Annotated in this window: 18 protein-coding genes; 6 read left to right on the top strand and 12 right to left on the bottom strand. The window is 64.9% G+C overall.

Features of this window, described 5'->3' with window-relative positions:
• Nucleotides 1-300: 300 nt before the first annotated feature.
• Genes J5Y10_RS24845 through J5Y10_RS24835 form a run of 3 tightly spaced genes read left to right on the top strand, consistent with a single transcriptional unit; the run spans nucleotide 301 to nucleotide 3659 of the window.
• Nucleotides 301-1866: a recombinase family protein gene (locus J5Y10_RS24845; protein ID WP_342453013.1), complete on the top strand. Its 1566-nt coding sequence runs from the start codon at nucleotides 301-303 to the stop codon at nucleotides 1864-1866.
• Nucleotides 1866-2756 (top strand): plasmid partitioning protein RepB C-terminal domain-containing protein, encoded by an 891-nt coding sequence (locus J5Y10_RS24840; protein ID WP_209376826.1) that lies wholly within the window; start codon nucleotides 1866-1868, stop codon nucleotides 2754-2756. Before J5Y10_RS24845 ends, J5Y10_RS24840 begins: the two co-directional genes overlap by 1 nt.
• Nucleotides 2757-2759: 3 nt before the next feature.
• Nucleotides 2760-3659, top strand: a complete 900-nt coding sequence (locus tag J5Y10_RS24835; protein WP_209376825.1) for a plasmid partitioning protein RepB C-terminal domain-containing protein — start codon at nucleotides 2760-2762, stop codon at nucleotides 3657-3659.
• Between the two features lie 122 nt (nucleotides 3660-3781).
• Here the strand turns inward: J5Y10_RS24835 and J5Y10_RS24830 are convergent.
• Nucleotides 3782-4554, bottom strand: a protein-coding gene (locus J5Y10_RS24830; RefSeq protein ID WP_209376824.1) for an IS5 family transposase whose coding sequence is annotated in 2 segments (ribosomal slippage) — nucleotides 3782-4236 and nucleotides 4236-4554 — 774 coding nt in all. Because the reading frame shifts where the segments join, the coding sequence is not laid out codon by codon here.
• A 37-nt stretch (nucleotides 4555-4591) separates the two neighbouring features.
• On the opposite strand from J5Y10_RS24830, the gene J5Y10_RS24825 reads away from it, so the two are divergent.
• The 3 genes from J5Y10_RS24825 to istB all read left to right on the top strand — a co-directional run bounded on the left by J5Y10_RS24825 (nucleotide 4592) and on the right by istB (nucleotide 8113).
• Nucleotides 4592-6034 carry a peptidoglycan-binding domain-containing protein gene (locus tag J5Y10_RS24825; RefSeq protein WP_209376823.1) on the top strand — a complete coding sequence of 481 codons (1443 nt, stop codon included), beginning with the start codon at nucleotides 4592-4594 and terminating at the stop codon, nucleotides 6032-6034.
• Nucleotides 6035-6314: 280 nt separating this feature from the next.
• The gene (istA, locus tag J5Y10_RS24820) at nucleotides 6315-7346 is read left to right on the top strand and encodes an IS21 family transposase (RefSeq protein WP_209376822.1); all 1032 of its coding nucleotides are present in this window, start codon (nucleotides 6315-6317) and stop codon (nucleotides 7344-7346) included.
• Nucleotides 7343-8113: an IS21-like element helper ATPase IstB gene (gene istB / locus J5Y10_RS24815; RefSeq protein WP_209376821.1), complete on the top strand. Its 771-nt coding sequence runs from the start codon at nucleotides 7343-7345 to the stop codon at nucleotides 8111-8113. The genes istA and istB overlap by 4 nt, the downstream gene beginning before the upstream one ends.
• Nucleotides 8114-8245: 132 nt before the next feature.
• On the opposite strand, the gene J5Y10_RS24810 is transcribed toward istB, so the two are convergent.
• From J5Y10_RS24810 to J5Y10_RS24760, 11 genes are all read right to left on the bottom strand, one after another.
• On the bottom strand, nucleotides 8246-8416 hold the full coding sequence (locus tag J5Y10_RS24810) for a hypothetical protein (protein WP_209376820.1): 171 nt from the start codon (nucleotides 8414-8416) through the stop codon (nucleotides 8246-8248).
• 388 nt (nucleotides 8417-8804) lie between these two features.
• Complete coding sequence (locus tag J5Y10_RS24805) at nucleotides 8805-9227, bottom strand: hypothetical protein (RefSeq protein ID WP_209376819.1); 423 nt, start codon at nucleotides 9225-9227, stop codon at nucleotides 8805-8807.
• A gap of 415 nt (nucleotides 9228-9642) precedes the next feature.
• A protein-coding gene (locus J5Y10_RS24800) for an IS630 family transposase (protein WP_408901602.1) occupies nucleotides 9643-10541 on the bottom strand; the annotation gives its coding sequence in 2 pieces (ribosomal slippage) (nucleotides 9643-10235 and nucleotides 10235-10541; 900 coding nt in all).
• 267 nt (nucleotides 10542-10808) lie between these two features.
• The gene (locus J5Y10_RS28955; protein ID WP_209376818.1) at nucleotides 10809-11285 is read right to left on the bottom strand and encodes a transposase; all 477 of its coding nucleotides are present in this window, start codon (nucleotides 11283-11285) and stop codon (nucleotides 10809-10811) included.
• 2 nt (nucleotides 11286-11287) lie between these two features.
• Nucleotides 11288-12856 (bottom strand): hypothetical protein, encoded by a 1569-nt coding sequence (locus J5Y10_RS24790; RefSeq protein ID WP_209376817.1) that lies wholly within the window; start codon nucleotides 12854-12856, stop codon nucleotides 11288-11290.
• A 78-nt stretch (nucleotides 12857-12934) separates the two neighbouring features.
• Complete coding sequence (locus tag J5Y10_RS24785) at nucleotides 12935-13963, bottom strand: hypothetical protein (protein WP_209376816.1); 1029 nt, start codon at nucleotides 13961-13963, stop codon at nucleotides 12935-12937.
• Between the two features lie 377 nt (nucleotides 13964-14340).
• Entirely contained in the window at nucleotides 14341-14706 is a 366-nt protein-coding gene (locus tag J5Y10_RS24780) for a HepT-like ribonuclease domain-containing protein (RefSeq protein WP_209376815.1), read from the bottom strand.
• 2 nt (nucleotides 14707-14708) lie between these two features.
• Nucleotides 14709-15098 carry a nucleotidyltransferase family protein gene (locus tag J5Y10_RS24775; RefSeq protein WP_245215069.1) on the bottom strand — a complete coding sequence of 130 codons (390 nt, stop codon included), beginning with the start codon at nucleotides 15096-15098 and terminating at the stop codon, nucleotides 14709-14711.
• 315 nt (nucleotides 15099-15413) lie between these two features.
• Complete coding sequence (locus J5Y10_RS24770; protein ID WP_209376813.1) at nucleotides 15414-17231, bottom strand: response regulator receiver domain; 1818 nt, start codon at nucleotides 17229-17231, stop codon at nucleotides 15414-15416.
• Nucleotides 17224-20145, bottom strand: coding sequence for an ATP-binding protein (locus J5Y10_RS24765; RefSeq protein WP_209376812.1), 2922 nt, complete (start codon nucleotides 20143-20145; stop codon nucleotides 17224-17226). The genes J5Y10_RS24770 and J5Y10_RS24765 overlap by 8 nt, the downstream gene beginning before the upstream one ends.
• 67 nt (nucleotides 20146-20212) lie before the next feature.
• The gene (locus J5Y10_RS24760) at nucleotides 20213-22687 is read right to left on the bottom strand and encodes a hypothetical protein (RefSeq protein ID WP_209376811.1); all 2475 of its coding nucleotides are present in this window, start codon (nucleotides 22685-22687) and stop codon (nucleotides 20213-20215) included.
• Nucleotides 22688-22738: the final 51 nt, after the last annotated feature.

Here is a 22738-nt window from a genome sequence, read left to right as displayed (position 1 = left end):
GCTAGCGCTTCAAGCTAAGAGGCTGGAAGTTTAGCTGCTGGCCCATCCATCCTTCATTGATGCATCTGATGATGCAGTCGAACTCCAACGCGTGGGCAAGCTCAGTTCGTAGCACCGGCGCAGCAATTAAAGGCCGCCACCGAGTACGCTCCCGGCCGATCCCCAATTTTTGATTCGACTTCGGAATGGTGAACTTCTCACGTTGTTGCCATCCGGGATCAATCTCCGTGGATCCCGAGATGACTCCTGTCCTGCGAGAAAAGTATGGAGTCCGGACGGGCTCATCAAAGGAGCCGCTGCGTGGGACAAGGAACGGCGGACGGAGCGAAATCGAGCGAGGCCCGGCCCACCCGGGCCGCCGAGTACGTCCGCATGTCGACGGATCATCAGCGGTACTCGACGGAGAACCAGTCGGACGCCATCCGCCACTATGCTGCGGCCCGCGGGATCGAGATCGTCCGCACCTATGCTGATCATGGCCGCAGCGGCCTCAGCATCTCGGGACGGACCGGCTTGCAGGCGCTCCTCGACGACGTACGCGAGGGCCGGGCCGACTTCAGTTTGATCCTCGTCTACGACGTGAGCCGCTGGGGTCGGTTCCAGAACGCGGATGAGAGCGCCTATTACGAGTATCTCTGCAAGCGGGCCGGCATCACCATCGAGTACTGTACCGATGGGTTTGAGAACGATGGCAGCCCGATCGCCACCATCGTCAAGGGCGTCAAGCGCGCCATGGCCGGGGAGTACAGCCGGCAGCTCTCAGCGAAGGTCTTCGCCGGTCAGTGCCGGCTCATCGAGCTGGGCTATCGCCAGGGCGGTCCGCCGGGCTTTGGCCTGCGGCGGCAACTGATCGATGGGACAGGCACCCCGAAGACGCAGCTGTCCCGGGGCGAGCAGAAGAGCATCCAGACCGACCGTGTCGTCCTCGTCCCTGGACCACCGGACGAGGTACAAACCGTCGGCTGGATGTTCCGGAGCTTCGTCGAGGAGGGCCGGAACGAGCGCGAGATAGCAGATCTCCTGAACCGGAGCGGCCGGCTTACTGATCTCGGCCGCCCGTGGACCCGTGGCGCGGTCCACGCGGTGCTCACGAACGAGAGGTACGTCGGGCACAACGTCTGGAACCGGACCTCCTGCAAACTCGGAGGGGTCCGCGTCAGGAACGAGGCGGCGATGTGGGTCCGGCGCGACGACATCTTCCCGCCGATCGTCGATCGCCTCCTCTTCGAAGCGGCCAACATCATCATCCGGGAGCGGTCGCGGAGCCTGACCGACGAGGAGATGCTCGAATCCCTCCGCGATCTCCTGTCGAGGCGCGGTTTCCTGTCGGGCCTCGTCATCGACGAGGCAGACGGCTTGCCCTCTAGTAGTGCCTACGCGTCCCGCTTCGGCAGTCTGCTCCGGGCCTATCAGCTCGTCGGCTTCACGCCCGACCGGGATTACCGCTACGTCGAGGTGAACCGCGCCCTGCGGGCGATGTACCCCGGCCTCGTCGGGACGATCATCGCGGGGATCGAGAGGGCGGGCGGTGCCGTCGTCCGCGATCCGGCCACGGACCTCCTGATCCTCAACGACGAGTTCACCGCCTCCCTCGTCCTCGCCCGATGTCAGGAGACGTCGGCCGGCGCCTACCGCTGGCACATCCGGATGGAGGCGGCTCTCCGTCCCGACATCACCATTGCGGCGCGCCTCGACGAAGGGAACGAAGCCATCCGCGACTACTACCTCCTGCCACGCGCCGAGACGGGTCTTGCCCGGCTTCGCCTCGCGGAGGCGAACGGGTTCTCGCTCGATGTCTTCCGCTTCGACTCCCTCGATCCTCTGTTTGACCTGGCGGGCCGCGCAGCCCTTTCGGAGGTGACCTGATGTCCTCGCAGCCCACCCCGCTGATCCAAAGCATCCCGGTCGAGCTGATCGACGTAGTGAACCCCCGCGTCCGGAACCGGAAGGTCTTCCTGGAGATGGTGGAGAGCATCGCTGCCGTCGGGCTCAAGCGCCCGATCACCGTCACGCCACGGCTGGGTGACCCGGGCGTGCGATACGATCTCATCTGCGGGCAGGGGCGCCTGGAGGCCTTCCGGGAGCTCGGACAGGCCACCATCCCGGCCCTGGTGGTCTCGGCCGGGACCGAGGAATGCCTTGTCATGGGGCTGGTCGAGAATGTCGCCCGCCGACAGCACAACGCGCTCGACCTTCTCCACGACATCGACGGCATGAAGAAACGCGGGCACAGCGATGCCGAGATCGCGAGAAAGACCGGCCTCTCTGGCGAGTACGTCCGGGGTGTCCTGCGCCTTCTCGGCAGCAATGAAACTCGTCTGCTACGGGCTGTGGAGGCCGGCCATCTCCCGGTGAGCGTCGCCATCGCGATCGCCGACGCGGAGGACGACGATGTCCAGCAGGTTCTCCAGGAGGCCTACGAGCGAAACCTGCTACGCGGCAACAGCCTCCTTGCGGCGAGGCGCCTCGTCCAGCAGAGGCGGGTGCAGGGCAAGCGCGTCAAGACGCCAGAGGGCAGCAAGCAGAAGGTGCTGACCGTGAACGCCCTCCTTCGAACCTACCAGGCGGATGTTGACAAGAAGCGCGTCATTACTCGCAACGCCGCCTCCACCCGGAACCGCCTCGCCTTCGTCGTCGAGGCGCTCCGGACCCTTCTCGCGGATGAAGGATTTGCGACGCTGCTCCGCGCCGAGGGGCTACTCACCCTACCCAAGCCCCTCAAGGATCACCTCGGGACCCGGGCAGAGGGAGCATAGGCGATGGACGGCGGAGGCCTGAAAGGATCGGTCGCGCGGGCTTTCGAACCCGTCGGGATCCGCTTGCGGCTTGACCAACTCCAGCTGCTGCGGCCTGTGACCGCGAAAATCCAGAGATCGACGAAGTTCGCGCAGATCGCGGCCTCAATCGCGGAGGTGGGCGTAATCGAGCCTCCGGTGGTAGTCCGCCACCCCCGGACTCTGGACACCTACCTCCTCCTCGACGGCCATCTTCGGATCGAAGCCCTCCGTCTGGCCGGCGCTGAGGATGTCCTCTGCCTCGTTGCCACGGACGACGAAGCCTTCACATACAACAAGCGGATCAGCCGGCTCGCGGCGGTGCAGGAGCACCGCATGATCTTGCGGGCCATCGAGAAGAAGGTGCCGGAGGAGCGGCTGGCCCGTGCCCTCAACATCGACGTCGTGACGCTCCGCCAGAAGCGCCGCGCCCTGGATGGGGTCTGTCCTGAAGCAGTCGAGATGCTGAAGGACAAACCTGTTGCCCTGAGTGTCTTCTCACTCTTGCGCCGCATGCTGCCGTTGCGGCAGATCGAGGTCGCCGAGATGATGATCGGCTTCAACCGCTACTCCCGCGGTTACCTTCTGACGCTCCTCGCGGCCACCCCGAAAGACCGGCTTGTCCCAGACGGCAGACCGAAGAGGGTGCGGGGGTTCACGCCCGACCAGATGGAGTTGATGGAGCGGGAGTCGGCGCACCTTGAACGAGAGGTGAAGATGGTAGAGCAAAGTTACGGGACGGATAACCTCCACCTCGTCGTTGCCATCGGCTATCTGAAAAAACTGCTCACTGCCCCAAAGGTCGTGAAGTACATTGGAGCGTCACATCCCGAACTCCTCGAAGGATTGCAGCGGATCATCGAAGCTGATCCGACAGGAGCTTGAAAGCCATCTCAGTCTAGCGGCAGCACCACGCGACCATTTTTCTTAAAATGGATGATTGGCAGTGTACGGGGTTACACAACCAAACCCCCTCAAAGCTGCTTCACAGTCAGTACTAGGGCCTGTTAGTGCTTGAGCCAGTCGAGGGCGGCGGCGAGGTGGAGGACGCCGAGGAAGCTGGATGCGGTCTTCTCGTAGCGTGTTGCGACGGCGCGCCACTCCTTGAGCCTGGCCCAGAGGCGTTCGACGCGGTTGCGGTTGTTGTAGATCCAGTCGGGGCAGGCGACCGGGGCCTCATTCCGCTTCGTCGGGATGGCAGGCCGTGCGCCGAGGTCCCAGACGTGCTGGCGGAAGGCATGGCTGGAGTAGCCGCGGTCGCCCACCACCCAGAGCGGCACGCCGGGAAGCCTGGCGAGGAGGGGCACGGCGTGGGGCAGTTCGTGCGCTTGCCCTGGCGTCAGTGAGAAGGCAACGGCGCGGCCTGCGCTGTCCGCGATCACGCAGACCTTGGTGCCGAAGCCGCCACGAGAGCGACCAAGCGCCTCACGCTCATCCCGCTCCGTCGCAGTCGCGCCTTTTTGGCCGCCCCGGCGGCCTTGGCGTGTGCCCGCACGGAGGTGCCGTCGAGGAAGGTCATGCCGAGCCCGATGCCCCGGTCCTGCGCCATGCTCAGCAGGCGCTCCCAGACGCCCAGGCGCGACCAGCGTATGAAGGTCTGTGCGGCCATCCACCAGGGCCCCTCCTCCACCGGCAGGGCCCGCCACTTCGCGCCGTTGTCGTGCCGCCAGAGAATGGCCCCGATGGTCCGGCGCAGGTGCTGAGGTGGCACCTTGGCGTGCGGGCGGCAGGCCTCGACAAGAGGTTCCAGCACCGCCCACTGCTCATCCGTCAGCGCCATCCCGTTCTCCAGAAAGCCAGAGAACGCAGGCACCGGGATGAGGATTCAGGTGCTAACAGGCTCTAACCCGGCCGGTCAGCTCGGGTTGAAGCGGAGGGATGTTGCCTTCGTTCAGGCCTACCAAGCGCTCCGGCATCAGCTCCAGAAGGAGCAGCAAGCAGCACTGAGGCAGGACGCGCAGGCCTTCCACGCCTACGTCGTCCGCGAGTGCGGACTGCCGCAGGCCGGCCCGGTCCCGTCGGCGACGCGGGCCAGCGCCGTCGCGTGCGTGGACCGGGCCTATACGGGCAAGCGTGCAGACTACGCCCGATGGCTCGGACGGGAGGCGAACGAGGAGACATCACGCGACGTGGGCGAGCACGTCGAACTGCAGCGCTTACTGTCGGGGGCGACTGGCGGTGCACCGCCCATCCCGCTGAACGGCGTGTACGGCCAGGCGACGCGGGATTCCCTGCGTGCATTCCAGGCTCGGGCAGGGCTCGCGCAGAGCGGCTTCCTGGACAATGCGACCGCCGATGCGCTCCGGCGATCCGGGGGCGCCGCGCAGTCAGCCTTCGTGCCAGCGACGCAAGGGGTGCCTCCTCGGCGAGCGATGCCGCCACAGGCCGATGCCGGTGCGTCTGTCATGGCGAGCGCGCCGGCGGCGCCTCAGTCGGGAAACTCGCCTCGGACCGGCTCTCCTGCTGCCGGAAGCCCGGCCAGTCCGATCGCGGCGCTGCCGTGCCCAGCCGTGAGCTTGCGGGTTGTCCGCCAGACAAGGTGGGGACCGGGCACCATGCTGTTCGGCATGCCGCAGGAGCGGTGGACAAAGGACGACTACGCGGCGCTGATCGCGCGCATTGACGCCTGCCTGGTAGAGAACCGCGACGACCCGCGGAACTTCATTGCGATGCGCCAGTACATCGAGACTCTAGTGAGTTCTGCGCCGGACCCCCGAGGTGACGAGGCCCGACGTGTCGCGCGGGCACGGGAGGAATCGGAGAAGGCGGAGCGGGCAGAGTTGGTGAGGAAAGAGGCGGAGCGGCGCAGGGCGGAAGACGATCGGCGCTTCACGGCTCGGGCAGCAGAAGCGCAACGCCAAGCCGAGGCACAGCGGGCCGCCTTACGGCAGGCGACGCTTGAGGCGGCGGCGCGCGAACCCGTCTTCGACTGTGCCGACCGGGACGTCCTCCGGCAGGTGCAGCGACTGATGGAGGAGCAGTCCAATCCACTCGTCACCATCCGTGTGCTGCGACTGTACGAGCCTGGATTGACCTCGGAACACGGGGCCATTGATGAGCGCACGCCCACGATGATGGTGCGGTTTCGGGCACCCGGAGTAGCAACGCCTGAGGACCGGAACCTTCTTCGCGTACAAATGGGTTTGCCGCGGTGCACGGCCCGGGTCCTCACGAACCAGGGGGACTCGGTCGTCGGTTACGAGAAGATCGAGCGCGGTGGGCAGCTCTTCCTGCGGATCCGCTTGGAGTTCTTGTGGTGAAGGCAGCCGTACCCAGCGTTCTGCGCCCAGGAGCGTAGCTTTAGGCGGCGACAAAGGCCCGCTGGAGAGGCGGAGGCAGGGGGCTGTGCTGGAGCCCGTTGGATCGTCCGAAGGGCCCATCCGGGTATGAGAGCCAGCTTTTGGCCCGCTCTTTTCAAACTGTTAGCGGACCGTGGAAGGACCGGTTTGCCCATTTGTAGCCACCGCTGGAAAACTGAGCCGGTTCGCCGGTTGAAAACTGAGCCACTCGCTAGGCTCGGGACCTCGTCCAGAGGGACCGATGCTGCTGGCGGAGAGGGCGATGGAGATACGGATCCTGCATGCGCAGGGGCTGGGTGTGCGGGAGATCGCGCGGCGCACGGGCCACAGCCGGAACACGGTGGAGCGCTACCTGCGCGGTCCTGAGGTGCCGCGCTACACGCCGCGGCCGCCGGTCCCGGGCAAGCTGGCGGGGCACGAGGCCTGGATCGCCGGGAGGATCCGGGCGGCGCTGCCGGAACGGCTCTCGGCGGTGGTGGTGCTGAGGGAGCTGCGGGCTCGCGGCTACGAGGGCGGGATCACCATCCTTCGCGAGCACCTGGCGCGGTTACGCCCGGCCGCCGTGCCGGAGCCGGTGGTGCGGTTCGAGACCGCCCCGGGCCAGCAGATGCAGGTGGACTGGGCGGTGATGCGGCGTGGTCCGGATCCGCTGTCGGTGTTCGTCGCGGTGCTGGGCTACAGCCGGGCAGCCTACGCCGAGTTCGTCACGGACGAGCGGCTGGAGAGCCTGATGGCCTGCCACGGGGAGGCGTTCCGGGCTTTCGGGGGCACGCCGCGGGAGGTGCTCTACGACAACATGCGCACGGTTGTCGTCGGGCGCGACGCCTACGGCCCCGGACTGCACCGCCTGCAGCCCGCGTTCCGCGACTTCGCCCGCCACCATGGTTTCGTGCCGCGGCTCTGCCGTCCCTACCGGGCCGCCACCAAGGGCAAGGTCGAGCGCTTCATCCGCTACCTGCGCCAGGACTTCTGGGTGCCGCTGGAGAGCCGCCTGCGCCCGCTGGGGCTGCGGCCCGATGTGGTGACCGCCAACCTCGAGGTCAGGACCTGGCTACGCGACGTGGCCAACCAGCGGGTGCACGCGACGACGGGCCGGGTTCCGGCCGAGCTCCTGATGGAGGAGCGCGGCACGTTGCTGCCGCTGGCTGCTCCCTGGGAGGGCGAGATCCTGCGGCCGCCCACCGCCCGGCCGCTCCCGATCCGTCGTCCGGCCCCGGTCATCCAGCACCCGTTATCGGTCTACGAGGGGCTGCTCGGGGGACTGGCTTCGTGAACCTGCAGCACGAGAGGCTGACCCAGCTCTGCGCCGACCTGCGCCTGGGCGGCATCGCGGCCGACTACGCCGGAGCGGCCCAGCGGGCGGCAGAGACACAGGCGAGCTATCCCGACTTCCTCGAGGCCGTGCTCCGGTCCGAGCTGGAGACGCGCCGGGCGCGGGCGCGACAGATGCTCGCCCGCGTCGCCGGGTTCCCGGCCCTCAAGACGCTGGACGGCTACGACTTCGAGTTCGCCACCGGCGCACCGCGCCAGCAGATCACGGCCCTGGCAGGCCTGGCGTTCGTCGAGCGTGCCGAGAACGTCATCCTGCTGGGCCCGTCCGGCGTCGGCAAAACTCACCTCGCGATCGCGCTCGGCTACCTGGCGACCCAGGCCGGGATCAAGACACGGTTCACCTCCGCCGCTGACCTCGTGCTGCAGCTCGAGACGGCGCAACGCCAGGGCAGGCTCAAGGAGGTGCTGCACCGGGCCGTCTCGCTCTACCGCCTCCTGGTGATCGATGAGATCGGCTACCTGCCGCTCACCCAGAACCAGGCCAATCTCCTGTTCCAGGTCGTCTCGCGCCGCTACGAGAAGGGCGCGATTGTCCTCACCTCGAACCTGTCGTTCGGGGCCTGGGACCAGGCCTTCGCCGGTGACGCCGTCCTCACCGCCGCCATGCTCGACCGCCTCATGCACCACGCCACCGTCGTCCAAATCAGCGGCGACAGCTACCGCCTCCGCGGAAAGCGCAAGGAAGGGCTCGTCCCCAAGCCTGCCTGAGCGCCCCGAGGTGGCTCAGTTTTCACCCGGTGACCCACATCACCGGTGGCTCAGTTTTCAACCGGCGTTGACACATTTGCGCCGCTTGGGTGGTGGGGCGGCCATGTCGGGGTCCGGCGCCGCGTCCACTGCTCAGAAGACGCCGAAGTGGTGGAGGAGGATCGCGATGCCGACGAGGAGAAAGATGACGAGGCCGAGGAGGTAGCTGAGCAGGGTCGCGACAAAGCGGGTGACGTAGAGAGCGAGGACGGCGCCAATGGTGCCGTAGAAGCCGCGCCGGACGTAGTCGTGGTCGTCGCGCATGATGGAGGCCCCTTTGCGTGTGGTCACGGGTGCTTCGACAAAGGGGGCGGGAAGTTTAGACGCGGGGCCGGCAGCTCCTCGGGCCCGCGCGCCTCGCCCGCATCCACGTGGCGTTCGGGCTCACCCCCGATCAGCCCATGGGCGCAGCTGTGGTATCGGCCAGCCCGCCGAGGGATGCGTGTTGCCCGGGACGATAAGCGCTGGGGTCCTGGGCCCGCAGCCATGGAGATTGATGAGGCGCAGGTTCGGCGAGCGGACTGACAAAGGCCTAGTGAGGCGGCTGTGCGTCGGCCGGCTGCCCTGTCCACGGTGCGGGTGGTCTGGCGTCCAGGAGACCTGTCCTTGCCTCCTGGCGCGACGCTGATCCCGGTGGGGGCCCGTGCGGTGCTTAGCCTTCGTCCGCAGGCAGGCGGGTGGCGTAGCGGTAGTGTGGGTCCGTGCGGGCGATGGTTCGGTCGGGGGTGAGCCCGAACGCCGCGTAGATCCTGGTGAGGCGCGTGGGCCCGAGGAGCTGCCGGTCGGCGTAGACGACAAAACGGTCGGGCGTGCGCTGGTAGACGACGCGGCCGCGGGGCCAGCTGTCGTACTCGGTCATGGTGATGAGGGGGCGAAGGGCGGGATCGGGGAGGGGCAGGGTACGACGGGACCATGCCTGCCAGGTCTCGTAGTGCCCGTCGGGGAGGGTGAGGGCGTCGTCGTAGGGCTCGGCCTGGTCCAGGGGCACGGCCCGGGTGAGGAGGTGCATGCGGCGAGCCAGGGCGACGAACCAGAGGATGCCGACGGCGGGGAGGGTGGGGGTGCTCGTCGTCATCGTGTCCTCGGGCTCGCCCTGCTGGCTTCGTGGGATTGGACGAGGAGTTCACCGGAGGGGACAAACCTGATCGTCCACTGGCGCCAGGGTTCGTTATCCGTATCGACATCGTCACCGTCACGCAGGCCAGTTGCCGCAGGCCGTAAGGTCGAGGTGAACGTGTCGGAGGCGGAGGAGTAGACGATCTCGTCAGCGTAGTCGACGTGGTCGCGGTCGCGGTCGCGGTCGCGGTCAGCGTGCGTTCGCGAAGGCACAGCTCAAGGGGATACCGCGAGAATATTGCGGGACTGACAGCATCTTCGTAGCCAATTTCGTGGATTTTTCTGCATGGCTCACCCGCGTTTGCGCATAGCCCGTGCACCGTCCATCGACGGCAAGAGTGAGGTGCGGAGCAGTGTACTAGAGCATTTTCATCTTAGTCGGATGCGTAGCCTGAGTTGGCGAGGTAGTTCTGGCATTCGGTGGGCGTGAAGGTGCTGAGCAGCTGGCCGATGGTGCTCCAGAGGGCTTCTCGGGTGCGGGCTGCAGCCTTTCGGAGCAGCACCTTCAGCTTGGCAAAGGCCTGCTCGATCGGGTTCAGGTCGGGACTGTAGGGCGGCAGGTACATGAGGCTGGCGCCCGCAGCCCTGATGGCCTCTTCGACACCGGCGACTTTGTGGGCCGAGAGGTTGTCGAGCACGACGACGTCGCCGGGCGACAGGACGGGCGCGAGGAACTGTCCGACATAGGCGAGGAAGGCATCCCCGGTCATGGGCCCGTCGAGCACGAGTGGCGCGACGATGCCGGAACTGCGGAGCCCAGCGATGAAGGTGGTGGTGCGCCAGTGGCCATGTGGGGCGGCATCGACCAGGCGCTCGCTCTTGGGACCCCAGCCGTAGCGCCGGACCATGTTCGTCGCGGCACCGGTCTCGTCGAGGAACACGAAGCGCTCCGGGTCCATGTAGCGCTGCCAGATGCGCCAGCGCCTACGGTGGGCGGCTACGTCCGGCCGGTCCTGCTCGGCGGCCCTGAGCGACTTTTTTTATGCCGCAGGCCGAGCCGGTGCAGGGTCGACCAGATCGTCGTTAGCGAGAACCGCCCAATGCCGCGCTCGATCAGGGTGTCCCGGATCTCGACCAGGGTGATGCCCGACTTGGCGGCGGTCAGCTCGCGCAATAGGCCCTCATGCCCCTCCAGCAGCGGCTTGCGATAACCGCCGATCCTGGCTGGCGCCGTGCTCCCGGTCTCGCGGACCCGCCGCACCAGCTTGATGGCCGCAGACGCGCTCACCTCGAAGCGAGCTGCCGCCTCGCGTGCCGAGGCCCCAGCCTCCACCGCTCAAACCAGCCGACGCCGCAGGTCCTGCGACAAGGGTGCCGTCATCTCCAGCCTCGCTGCCCGATCAGCAGCGTCGAATCACCTCACCCGAATCCGTGCAAGCCGAAAGTGCTCTAAAGTAATAAAATTATTGATTATTCGTCCTTGTTATAGGCGTTTCCGTGCAGAGCGCTTAGGCGCTTTCGAGCACGGCACCTAGGCGCTTTCGTGTCCGCAACTTGATAGCGGAGCGCGACAAAAGAGCCCGGGTGACATGCTTGCACGTCAACGACTGATGTCACTCAGCGGGTGCCGTTGCATCGAATGATGCCGAGCGGACTTCGGCATCCCCTGCCACCCAGCGTCAACAATCGCGCGGTGTAGCGCCGAATCTTCCACGGCCAAGCGTCGGATGCGCTGGGCCAGGGACCAGGCCGTCTTCTGCCGGATCCCCAGCCCGGCAGCGAGGCGCACCGACGAGAGCCAAGGCGCCTCTGCGAGGAGCTGCACAGCAGCGAACCATAACGCCAGCGGTAGGTGCGTGCCCTCCATCACCGTATCCTGCCCGGCGTGGAACCGGGTGCCGCAGACGGCGCAGCGCCAGCGGTGCGGGCGGCCTCGGAGTGGGCGCGGCACACCGGCCTGGGCGCAGTCGGGGCAGACGGGGCCCTTGGGCCAGAGGTACAGCTCGAGGTACGACCAGCAGGCGTCCTCCTCGAGCGGTGCGGCAGGTCCCAAGGACAAGGGCGCGATGGGGGACACGGCTACGGTATCCCCATCAGGAACACGCTCAGGACGTGACCGCCCTGGCCCTCGACGACATGGCGCAGGCGCAGGATAGGCCTGGGATAGCCGGCCACGGGCAGCACTACATCCAGGGGGATATTGGCGATCTCGAGGACGTCGCGGGCGTAGGCGACGAGGTTCCGTAGGGCCGAGAGATCCACACGCACATCGACGTTCGTCGCGCTCGTGCTGGTTCCGTCGTGGGATTTGACACTGCAATCAATATCGTAAACGCCGCAATGCCATTTTGGCTGATCCGCGGCTTGAACAATCAAGCGGATCTGCCCGTACACGCGCCTTGTGCGGAGCCGGACCCATCCAGCACCGAGGCCGCCCTTGACCGTGGCCAAGAGTCCCTCAAGGGCGGGCAGCAACTGGTCACACGAAGGCATGACTTCATAGCTCGGCTTCTGGCTCAAGAAGTACTCCAGCGCCCCTGGGGGAAACGGGGTAGCCTCTTCCGAGTGCAGCCCGACCCAGGTCTGCCCATCAGTGATCAGAGCGTGAGAGTCCGTGGCAAAGAGCCCGGTGCGGCTCGGGTCCAAGCGGTTCATCAGCTTGCCGATGGGAGAAAGGTCCCTGGCGTGGACCTCCGCCTTCAGCCCCGCGACGCCAGCGGCCTGGACCACCCCCAGGACGCCCTTGCGGGAGCCGAAGATCATGCCGTCGCGGACGTATGCGCGACCCCAGAACGTGGGTTCCTTCCCCGCAGCAGGTTTGATGATCGTGCCCAGAAGACGCAGGCCAGCCGCCAGCGGAACCGGGTTGAGGGAGCACACCGGTGTCGGTACGCCGACCGGACGCTTCCGCATATCGAAGGCATCGGGCACGCCGGTGTGGACCCGGCGGCGCCCATCGCGCAGGCCGGAGAACACCAATCGTCTCGCGTCGGGGTTAAACTCGAGGTGGAGCAGGTTGCCAGGCATGCTGGCGCGGATGCTGTCGGTCAGTTTCCGGATCGGCACGGTGAAAGCAACGGGCGCAGCGTCTGACGCGAGCCCTACGATCGGTCCCTTGGGCGAGATTGCGACCTCGCCAAAGTCCATCCGGTCGCTGGTGACCGCAGCCTTGAAGCAGCCGTCGCGCAGCGTAATGCGGGCCGTCGCCTCTCCGTTCTTCGGCCGGCAGCCGAGGCCTACCAGGCTCTCCGCCGCCGCAAGAAGCTGGTCACGGTCCAGCGCAAAGCGCAGGCGGCCAGTGGTGACCGGGACAGCCTGGTCGTCGAACCAGCCGAGAAAGGGCGGCCCGCCGGCAGCCTCCGCCTCGCGGACCGATTGCTGCAGTACGACCGCCAAGGTCTGGCTCGCCGCCAAAGCCGCGCGCGCCGCATCCGGGTCCTGGTCCCCCCAGTCAACGACCGCGTTCGGATCGAACCCAAACGGCTCTGTGTCATGACTGGCCGACACCTGCCCCGTGTCAGCATCCGGGGTTTGGGCGGTGGCCCCAGCCAGCTGTGCGTCGGGCACTAGTGCGACGGTGCAGGGAGGAGCAGGCTCCGCGTGGGGCTCCCCCTCAGGTTGGTCGGGAGGGGTGTACTCGATGTCCATGGATGAACTCCGCCGGGTTGAAACCGGCGGAAGATGACGGCAGGTCACCAACAGCTGACGTGGGCAACGAACAGAAATTTAATTCACAGAGTTGCCACCGTCTTTGGGACCAGTCCGTCTCCGGCGGAACCGGTTGCGCATTACGTCAACGGCTAATGCATGCCTGATCTGCTCCGCCACAGCCTCAGGACTGTTTGCTAACCTTTTCAGGCGTTTCACAATTACCTGACTGTCTGGGATTTCAGGGCTCATCGCCTGAAGCTTGGTTGCCAGGCATCGCACGGTCGCTCGGCAGAACCGCACAGCTGGGCCGTCTCTTTCGCCCGTTGCCGTGTTGTTGGAGATCCCCGGAACCCGCTCGAACGCCCGTTCGAACACTCGGCACAGAGTCACGAAGAGCACTCGATCCGGGGGTAGTTCCCGGCCTTTGCGGGGAGCCGCCTTGTAGAGGTCAGTTGCCAGGTGACTGGCGTTGCTGAGGTAAACCAAACATCCTACCAGCCTCTCAAGCGCGGCTACGATGGGATCGTCGTGCAGCTTGTCGCCCGAGTTGAGGGCAGCCCATTCTGTTATGGCTTCGGGATCAAACTGCTCCAAGAGCTGCGCTTGTTCGTCGGTCTGGAGGGCTTTCCGAAGAAGCTCGTTTGCCTGCACCCTCCGACCGAGATGCTCGGCGGTCTCGCGTACCGGCCGCAATAGATCCAGTTCCCACGGCCGTCGATCACGCCACTCCAGGGCGATCGCGAGCTCCTTGAAAGCCCTCGCGTCCGGCCGCTCTGGATGAGCATTCAGACGACGAAGAAGGCGTTCGCAATCCTGCGCCAGAGGCTTGGTCCATTTGGCGCGCTGGAAGGGGGGATCACAGTCAGGCTGAGAAGCTGCCAAGGCGTAGGTTGCTCCCGCCCTCGATAGATTGGATGCCAGTTGTGCGGGCGCGTCATCAGGGATTGCTAGGTTGGTGGCCTTGAGGATGGTGGCGATGTCCGTCTCGTCGAAGACGATCGGGATGCGATCTAAAGTTGAAAGGTTGGCACCGACACGCGGCGGCATAAAGCTGCTTCGCGATGCTGTTTCCGACTTTCTGCCGGTATGAGTCTTCTCGGCCATCTTGCTCGTTCGAAAATTCGATCTTATGGGGACCACGTAGGAGGGTTCGCGCTGCCGGCTGGGAGTGAGCCACACGTCCCAGAGGTATCGCCAGTTCGAGCGGAGCTTGGGACAAGCTCCGCTGTCAAGACGAGGCGAGATAGTATCTCGGCTTGAATAGGTGGCCGAAAGAAATCACGCCTGTGTCGGCTGGGCGCTGCGACTCCTACCGGGCCGTGTATCAGCGGTAGAGCCGCGAACAGGTCCGTGGCGGGTGGGAGCAGCGATCCTGCTAACGGGATCGGTTATCGTGCGGCTTTCCGGGCAGCAATGAGCTGCCTGAGTGCAGTCCAGCTGCGCACCTGAGGCGAACTTGCTCTCCACCATCAGAGCGGACGCTAAGCTTCGTGCGTTGCGTCACCTAGCTCTGCCCTGACTGCCGCCAAAAGGAAGGGCAGCTCGTCGGCCACCGCCGGCCGCAACCGAGGCAGCTCCAGGCTGAAATACTGATGCGATACTAAGTCGCGCAGCCCGGCCCAGCCGCGCCAGTCCACGCCAGGATGGCGGCCAAGCAGATCGGGCGGGAGAAGCTTCACTGCCTCGCCGATCTCAGCCAGGGCATTCTTCAGGGCCCGGTAGGTGCGACGGTCCGTCTCGGCCAGCACGGCGAAGGCGGCTTCATCCAGCTCGCCCGCGAAGGCAAGGGCATCCTCGGCGGCAGCACGGATATCCTCCAGCCGTTCGCGCGTGCCGCGCCGGCCCATTCTCACCATACCCGAACGGCCTCGCGTTCTGCCGCATCGCGCACCCCTGGCCGCAAGGTTCCGCGCTCCACCAGGTCGGCTGGGGCGCCTAGAAGTTCCGAGAGTTCGGCGCGCAGCGACGACAACCGGATCAGCGATAGCCGCGCCGCTGGATCGAGGTCGGCCAGCAGGTCGATGTCACTACCAGGGTGAGCGTCACCGCGGGCGACCGAGCCGAAGACGGACAATGAGGCGACGCCGCGGGCTCGCAGGTCGTCAGCCTGCTCACGGAGTTGGCGAAGCACGACGGCGAGAAGGGGGGCAGCGCCTGCCTCCTCGGCCAGGAAGCGCTCGACGAGAGAACCGACCAAACCCTGCACTGTCTCACCACGAGACGCGGCTGCGATCTTCAAGCGGTCCCGAGTGGCGGAGGGCAGGCGGACGGACAGGAAGGCCGCAGGACTAACAGGGTCAGGGGACGGCATGGCAGCACCTTTGCGCGCATGTGCACAATATGGAGTTAGTTCACGCCTCTATCCAGGCCTCCCCCGACGTAAGGAGGCCAAACGGTCGTTTGGCCTGTTGTCACAAAGCTCCAGACGGGCTGAGGCCAACCTGCAAAACAGCCTATTATTCCTAATCCGCGGGTTCGCGAACGATCTGTTGAACGTGCGCATGGAAGATCTACCATGAGATGCAAGGTCGTTCGTGAGATCTCCAGAAATAGCCTATGTCTCCTCCGCTTCACGACGCAGGCTAACGAAGTCGAGCCCGATCCGGGATAAGTGTTGACCCGTCAATTGAAGCAGACGACTTGCATTCGAGGAGCGTAGTTGTCCGATGACTTCGAGCGTGACCTGTTGCAACTCCAGCTCGCCACCTGCCGTCGACGTCATCGAGAAAGCAACGAAAGTGGGGGGTGCGTCCGGAACAGTTCGAATTACCCTTCCGCCGTCTGCAGGGAAGATGAACTCGTAGGGCGGCTGACGAGTCGTGTCGTCCATGACGCGGAAAGAGCGGTCCTCTCCGTTGACGTTCAGGAAGATGTGCTGGCCGTGCTCGGCTCGTTCCAACGCGGCCGCACCGTCATCCTCCGTCGCGCGAATGGCCACTACGACGCTGGTTGGATGTAGCCCATGCAACCAGGGCTGGTGCGCCGCTGGCGGCCGTCGCAGCGTCATGTCGCAGGCGGGCGAGGTTGCCACCCAAATGCCGGGCCGGCCGGGCTGACGGAAAACCGTTCCCGTCGTGAGATGCGCGCGTCTGAAAGGTTCTGTTGAGAGGAATACGTTGAGCCGCCGGATCGTTGCCTGAGGTTCGTGAGGGACCGGCGTTCGAGCCAGCCGATGGGCCGCACGGAGCAGACCTTCCCCGGACGCGCTAAGGTCGAGACCGTCCTCCCTTGCCTGGGCAATTTCTGACGCCGCTACCTTCGAGATGAAGCCCAGCAGCTTGTTATCTAGAAGCAAGCGACGACGGACCCCGTCCAATACCTTGTCCACAATGGCCTCCAGCGGCGCGCGCATTTGGGCCGGATCATGGTGATCGAGGCCAACGATCTCACGGAGGAGATAATACCAGAGGCCTACCTGGGTATGAGGGTCACGGAGCTGCTCGTCTGCCGTGGCCAGCGCTTCGAGTTCGAGGATGTTCTGGACCTCGGACAAAAGGACTTGGATCAGGTTTGGTCTCCAGGCGAGCAGGGCATCCGCAAGTCCGTTCATGATCTCGCCGAGGTCGAACGGCTGGACGGGGTCAATGACCCCCTTACCCACAATGGCGACGAAGCAGTTTCCGGCCTGTAGCCACCGGACGTCATGATTCGATGGGTCACCGTGAACTTCCAGCGGCTCCAACGCCTGTCGCTCGCCGCACATGACCCGCAGCGTCCTGTGAAGCAGGGCCTCCATAACCGCCGTTGCGGCCCCGGGCAGGACGCCAGCCTGGCGGAGCTCCTGGTGCGCCGAAGAGCGGAGGAGCCTATCGACGCGAGTCCACTTTCCATGGCAAACGTAGGATCGAACGAGCTCGATCGGCGGTTCCACTAAGTGTCCGGCCGTGACCAACCGGTCAAGATGGTCCTGAGTCTCGCCTTCATGTGTCTCCCTCCAGCCCCCCCGAAGGTTTGCGGCGACTGCGAGCCATACGTCGTCGAGCGGCGCTCTCGTGTAAACCACGATGGTGTTGAAGTGATCGGACCGTGAGAGGTCGCGGATCAGCCCGAGCGACCGTTCCACATCGCTTTCGTCTGGTCCGAGATTGTAATCGAGAACTATTAGGTCGCTCTTCCGGATGCGCTCTGGCGTTACGTGCTCAATCGAGTTCTCAACGTCGCACAGCATGTGACGCGCTTTGAAAGCATTGTAGAGTGCGTGTGCACGGTCGGTCTCCCCAAAGCGTCGCCGGAAGGCCGGGTCCGTCGCCGGAACGCCGCTCGTCACCAGATCGTGGTAGGTCGGGAACTGGTCGTCGATGAGCAGGACCGCGCGGAGCGGCTTCTCCTCAAACGTGCTCCGGACTGCTTCCGTGTACACCTCATCAGGCATTCGTCTGCAGACCCCTGAACTCGATGATGAAGTTGGCGCCAGATAGGACATGGGGGTCTTCAGGCCGTGCGTAGCGGATGCGGTGACCGGCCACACCTAAGTTGGCCCGTGAGAGGAACAGACCTACGCCGCGTCCCGACCGACGCTTCGTGAAGAACAGCTCGAAGAGCCTCGGGACGTCGTCGCGGTCGACGCCTGGGCCGCTGTCCGCGACGATGACGAGCTGATCCCGCCGATCGAGGCAGATCTCACGATTGGCCGCTTTGGCCACCCAAAAGAGAGCGTTGTTGATCAGGTTGAGGAACACGGGATAGATGCGGGCGGGCTGATCGGTAACGATAAAGTCTCGGAACTCTGACGTGACTGTCAACGTGACCTGGCGGTCGGACAGCGTGCGCCCGAAGAACTCCTCGACGTAGTGCGCGATCTTCTCGCCCGTGATTCGCTCTCGGGGCCGGTAGCCGGCAACCTGCATTGGCGCGAGAAAGCGGAGCCGATCTGCCAACGCCTGATGCGAAGATAGCGCCTGCTGGTAGGCCACCGTGCTACGGCAGTGGGCAGGAAGACTGCTCAGATTTCGACGGACCTCCGCCTCGAGTGTCTCGAACTCATGACCGATAATCTCGACCGTGACGCCGACCTGCGCGACCGCCTGCAGATCGCGAAGGCGATCTTCCAATGCCGCCCTCTCATCTTCGGTTACGGCATAGGCATCGCCCAGATTGATCCCGGCGCGCAGCTGTTCAAGCGTGCTCAGGAATGGAAGGTACCGACCAGCGAAGACGTCGGTGAGTTCGGCGCGGAGGACGTCGAGGGCGCTCAGGGCAGCGACGAGGCCGAGGTCGGGCCCTATCGTCGCGGGGAAGTCCTCTACCCTGTGCCGAAGCTCGTCCTTGTCGGCGCCAATCCGGGCGCGCCACGTCAAGCTGAGCTCCCCGAGCAGGTGGTCAATGCGTGCACTGTAATCGTCGAGCTGTCGGGCGAGAGCTGTGCTCTGTGTCTGCGCCCGTTCTCTCACCACGTCAGTCGGTGAAGGCCCGGGTCGCGTGGCCATGAGAGCCGCAGTTTCTGCCGCAAGGGCATCGATCTCGGCGCTTAGTTCCTCGTAATCGTCCCGGAAGCCTCGCCAAGCTTCCTCCAAGTCGCCCAGCTTCGCTGGCGGCGAGGGAGGCCTTAGCTCCTCCGCTGCACGGCCCAACTCATCCAGCCGCGCCGCAATGAGGGCAGTCTCGGTATGATCCTCCCCAGCGGCCACACGCTGGAGCAGGGTCCTCAGGGTAGTCGCGCGCTCGAATGCCTCCCGGACCCCCTTGCCGGCAGTTCTGAGGAACTCCCGAAGACCTTTCCGGCGACTCAGGTTGGCCTCGGACGCGGCGGCCTTCGCGGCCGCGTTGCGGGCGATGATCGCCGACATTTCGCTTTTGCGGATCCCGCTCTCGGACCCGAAGTAGCGCTCCGCCAAGTGCCTCAACAGCTCCCTAACCAACAAGCGCATCTCGCGGTAGGCCCTGTTATCGACGAGTCCCTCACGCCCAGCCTTGTCGCGCAGCGCCGGATTCCGCTCGCGTGTGAACGCCACTCGGCCGAAGCTGCGGCGGTGAGACCAGAAGTAGCGACCAGCGTGCATGCTGCGTCGCTCCTCCATACCGAGGAAGTCGGCATCGGTGCGCCCGTACGGCATCACCCGAAGGTCATCACGGTAAACAGCGACACCGGCAAACTCATCAGCCAGCTTGATTAGACGTGCGTGCTCCTGCTCCGTGTGCGTCGATCTTCGCAGGTCCACCTCAAAGGTGCCGATCGCGAACTCGAAGGGACCGAGCCGGTCACGACCTCTACCGATCGGAGACGCCATTGGCGAGTACTCGATCATCCCACGATCCTGGCCGAAGGCTTTAAGCTTGCCGCGGAACACGCCGCGATCGTCGAATCCACCTTCGACAGAATGCTCGAGAAGCCGGAGTTCCTCGAGGTTGAAGCTTTCCGACGCGCCCAACAAGCGTCGGACACCCTCCCGACCATGGATCAGAACCTCGTAGTCGAACACTGGCTGGGGATCGGCAAACGGGTCTGTGAAGCCGGTGAGCGTCTCCTGCAGACGCTCCTTCACGAGGTCCACCTCCTCACCTACCTCTTCGGGATGCACCCATACGGCGAGCTCGCGGTTAACTTCCGCCATGAACATCGCGGTTCCACGCGGTACGAGATTGAGGAAGGCGGGCCACTCCTCCAGGTGATGACGGTCGATCGGAAGCCCTGACCAGGCACGGCGTACGGCTTCGCGCGTCGACGGAAGGCCACGACGCGCCTCGTATCGGTCGTAGCGCTCCCACCCTTCCGACAACCTCCCACCACGACTCCCGTCGGTTCCGAGATTATCGGTTAACCGTCCCACCATGTGTGGGAGGCCTTCGGCCAGTGCGTCGGCATCGTCGAAGGTCTCGACCGGCAACAAGATGTCGTCGAGCTGCAAAAATGGATTCTCGAACAGCCGCCAGTCCACCAGGAGGGCGGCAAAGGGCGACCCTGCCTTGCGTGAGACAAGGATCGTCGCCGGGGCAAGGAAGGCTACCGATAGTCGTCCAATGCCCTTCTCCCCCTGCTTCGGCCTTAGCGGCAGGCCGAACGTGTCCGGGGCCTCCTCATCGTCTTCGATCTTTGACTCCGTACCTAAAACGAGCCACCGGCGCTCGATGTCGGAACGGGTCATCCCTGCCCCATCATCGAATATCGCGGCGACATCCGTAGTGTGGCCGGGACCACCTGCGGGGAAGACGTGGAGTGCAACGTTCCGCGCGTATGCGTCGAAGGCGTTCTTCCACAGTTCGCTTACGGCCGTCGGCGCATCCGCAATCTGTCCCCGGCCGAGATGATCGATTGTCCGAGCTCGGGTTTTGAAGGACAAACCGGTCATCGTGGGCGCTCCCCGTCCTGGGCCGCAGGTGCGCGTTCCGCAAGCCTCCTAACCAGTTCGCTACCAATCATTCGGCATCCTGCACCACAGCGGCGCTATTCACGATTTTCGGGAGGTTCTCCGCAAGGGCCAATACCGTCGCCGCGGCACCGCGGGCGGCAAGACGGCGGAAAACGTCCCTGTATTCCGCGATGCCCTCGCCGTTCGCGCCCTGCTCCCCGTTCGTGCGGAGGGCACGCTCATAGCTCATCATCAGGATACGCATGCCTAAGATGTACTTTTCCGTCACTACGTCCTTCGCCACGTCTCCGCGCTGGCCCGCACGATACTTCAGGTGATAGGCATTGTCGTAATTTACCTTATAAATGACGCGCCCCTCGCCGAGGTCCTCGGTCACACCGCCGTCGTTCCCGTCGAAGCCCTCTGGCCACGGTAGCGTCTCCTGGTCGCCGATGGTGCGCCCATCCTGCGTCAGCAGGTGGTAAGCAGGTAGCCCGTGTGTCGGCGCTGGCTTACCCAACCCGTCGGGACCGACGTTGCCGTCACCAGCCTTCGCCGATGAAGCTTTCAGTTTCGGCTTGGGATCGGGTTTCTCGTCGTCCGTAATGCGGACGGAGAGCAATACTTCCAGCGCCTCCGGCATTGCCGGATCCTGGAGGACCAACCTGCATTCGAGAATCTCGCCCGCACTAACCTTGCCGGGCAGCGGTTCGAGGAAGACCGTGAGACGGCCATCGTGCAGCTGCGTCCGCATCGTGAACCGGGAGCGGACCTCCTCGTTCACGGTCAAGGTGCCACGGTTCTCGGCCCTCAGCAGATAACCGTTCTCTGCATCGGTCCGGGCGGCAACTGGCCGGGCACGGTTGAGCGGTACCTCCAAGCCCCTGTCCCGAAGCTTCTCCTCTACTCGCAGAAAGGTGGGACTGTACTTGCCCTCGAAGGTTCCATTACCTGCCTCCTTCCCTCTGGTGCCGCCAGCGGATGGCACGAAGATCACGGGGTCGCGGTCGTTCAGGAGATCCGCAAGCGTGCGGTCCGCGTCCACGAGTTTCTGGAAGAGTTCGTTGCGCTCCGTCTTCGCGGCGTGGTCCAGCTCCTCCCGCGCGATCTGCTGCTGCATCTCCTTGAGGACGGACGATCCCCTGATCGCCTCCGTCACCTTCTCCTTGTAGTGCTCGCCGACGATCGTGTTCCGGATGTGCTCGCGGTCACCCTTCCAAACGTCATTGTGGGCCGCGAAGGACAACTCGCTCGCGTCCACGATGATCACGACCCGATCCTTCAGGGCGGAGAGGCCACAGGATTGCGACAAGTAGCCGCGCGTCTGCTTGAACTGCACCTGCCCATTCACCGCGTGGAACACGCGGTTGTTCGTCGAGGCAGGCTTGAGCCAGCCTGGAAGGTCGCGCTTGAGAGGGATGGCGCTGATCGTGATCCTGCCGAGGCCCGGGTCCTCGATCATCGCCACGTCCTTGCGCTCCGAGCCAGCCACGGCGTCCTCCTCCTCGTCGTGCTCGTCCTCCCGGTGGGAGCGGAGGAGGAGGTACTCCATGCCGTAGAAGGAACGGGGGTCCACGCCCTCCGCACGGTCAGAGCCCCGTGACTTGTCGGGCTTCTGCCGGAGGTCGAGCAGCCGGAAAGGCAGCATCGTCTCGACTAGGTTCTCGTTCAGCGCCTCGCGTGACCCCTTGAAGCCGGAGAACTTGGCGCCGACCTGGTAGTCGTAGAGCTTGATGATCGTCCCCGACGCGAGATGCATCCGATCGTACCGCTTCCGGTCGGCCCGCTGAAAGGGATAGAGCTCATCCGCTTCGAACGACGAAACCCTGCCGTCCGGCATCACGAAGTATTCGGCCACCGGCATTCTATCCCCGGTGGAGGGACGTCGCCGCATTAAGGTCCAGCCCCAGGGACCTTTGCGATCGTGGCGGCGCGAGACGATCAGCTTGAACCAGCGCGTGCCGCAATAGCTCAGCACGCCCGACGAGCCCATGTTGTACTTGCCCTGCACGAACTGAATGCTCGCCTTGTTCCCCTCCTTCAACGAGAGGAAGGTCCGCTCGAAGTCCTGTGGCTGCTGACCCTCGCCGTTGTCTGCGAAGGTGTAGCAGGGCAGGCCCTCCTTCTTGCTCTTTGCGCCGGTCACGCCGATCACGAGGTTCTTCTGCGCGAAGTCGCGCAACCAAGGATCACGGGGATCGAGGTTCACGAGCTTGCCGCCCCGGAGCGGCTTTATGAGCCTATCGATAGCCTCATACATCGTTTTCGGAGCGGCCGGCCCTTTCGGGTCGATCCCCTTCTCGTAGGCATGCCGCATCAGCACGGCGTCCACCATGTTGGTCATCAGCTCGGTGAGAGCCTTGCCGCCATCCGAGGCCTGGTTGGACATGACATTGAAATTCGTCTCCCGGCCGTCGAGAGGTTTCCAGTGGCTCGGGTCACGGAGGAGTAGGTCGCCCTCGATGATGGCCTGGATTTCGGCTTCGGATTCTGCGGCCAGCAGCGACAGGCAGAGCGCCTTGGAGTCGATCTTGCGGCTCATAGTATCAATCCAGCTCAAAGCGGGGTTTGGTCTGCTTCTTTGAAGCGACAT

The sequence above is a fragment of the Roseomonas indoligenes genome (assembly GCF_017813365.1).
In the GTDB taxonomy this organism is placed as follows: domain Bacteria; phylum Pseudomonadota; class Alphaproteobacteria; order Acetobacterales; family Acetobacteraceae; genus Roseomonas; species Roseomonas indoligenes.
The sequence above is the reverse complement of the archived record's forward strand: the minus strand, read 5'-3'. Positions and strand labels throughout refer to the sequence as shown.

Coding starts and splice junctions, on each gene's coding strand:
- J5Y10_RS24840 (WP_209376826.1), top strand. CDS start 1,866: ATGTCCTCGCAGCCCACCCCGCTGATCCAAAGCATCCCGGTCGAGCTG.
- J5Y10_RS24835 (WP_209376825.1), top strand. CDS start 2,760: ATGGACGGCGGAGGCCTGAAAGGATCGGTCGCGCGGGCTTTCGAACCC.
- J5Y10_RS24825 (WP_209376823.1), top strand. CDS start 4,592: ATGAGGATTCAGGTGCTAACAGGCTCTAACCCGGCCGGTCAGCTCGGG.
- istA (WP_209376822.1), top strand. CDS start 6,315: ATGCTGCTGGCGGAGAGGGCGATGGAGATACGGATCCTGCATGCGCAG.
- J5Y10_RS24810 (WP_209376820.1), bottom strand. CDS start 8,416: ATGCGCGACGACCACGACTACGTCCGGCGCGGCTTCTACGGCACCATT.
- J5Y10_RS24805 (WP_209376819.1), bottom strand. CDS start 9,227: ATGACGACGAGCACCCCCACCCTCCCCGCCGTCGGCATCCTCTGGTTC.
- J5Y10_RS24790 (WP_209376817.1), bottom strand. CDS start 12,856: ATGGACATCGAGTACACCCCTCCCGACCAACCTGAGGGGGAGCCCCAC.
- J5Y10_RS24785 (WP_209376816.1), bottom strand. CDS start 13,963: ATGGCCGAGAAGACTCATACCGGCAGAAAGTCGGAAACAGCATCGCGA.
- J5Y10_RS24780 (WP_209376815.1), bottom strand. CDS start 14,706: ATGGGCCGGCGCGGCACGCGCGAACGGCTGGAGGATATCCGTGCTGCC.
- J5Y10_RS24770 (WP_209376813.1), bottom strand. CDS start 17,231: ATGCCTGATGAGGTGTACACGGAAGCAGTCCGGAGCACGTTTGAGGAG.
- J5Y10_RS24765 (WP_209376812.1), bottom strand. CDS start 20,145: ATGACCGGTTTGTCCTTCAAAACCCGAGCTCGGACAATCGATCATCTC.
- J5Y10_RS24760 (WP_209376811.1), bottom strand. CDS start 22,687: ATGAGCCGCAAGATCGACTCCAAGGCGCTCTGCCTGTCGCTGCTGGCC.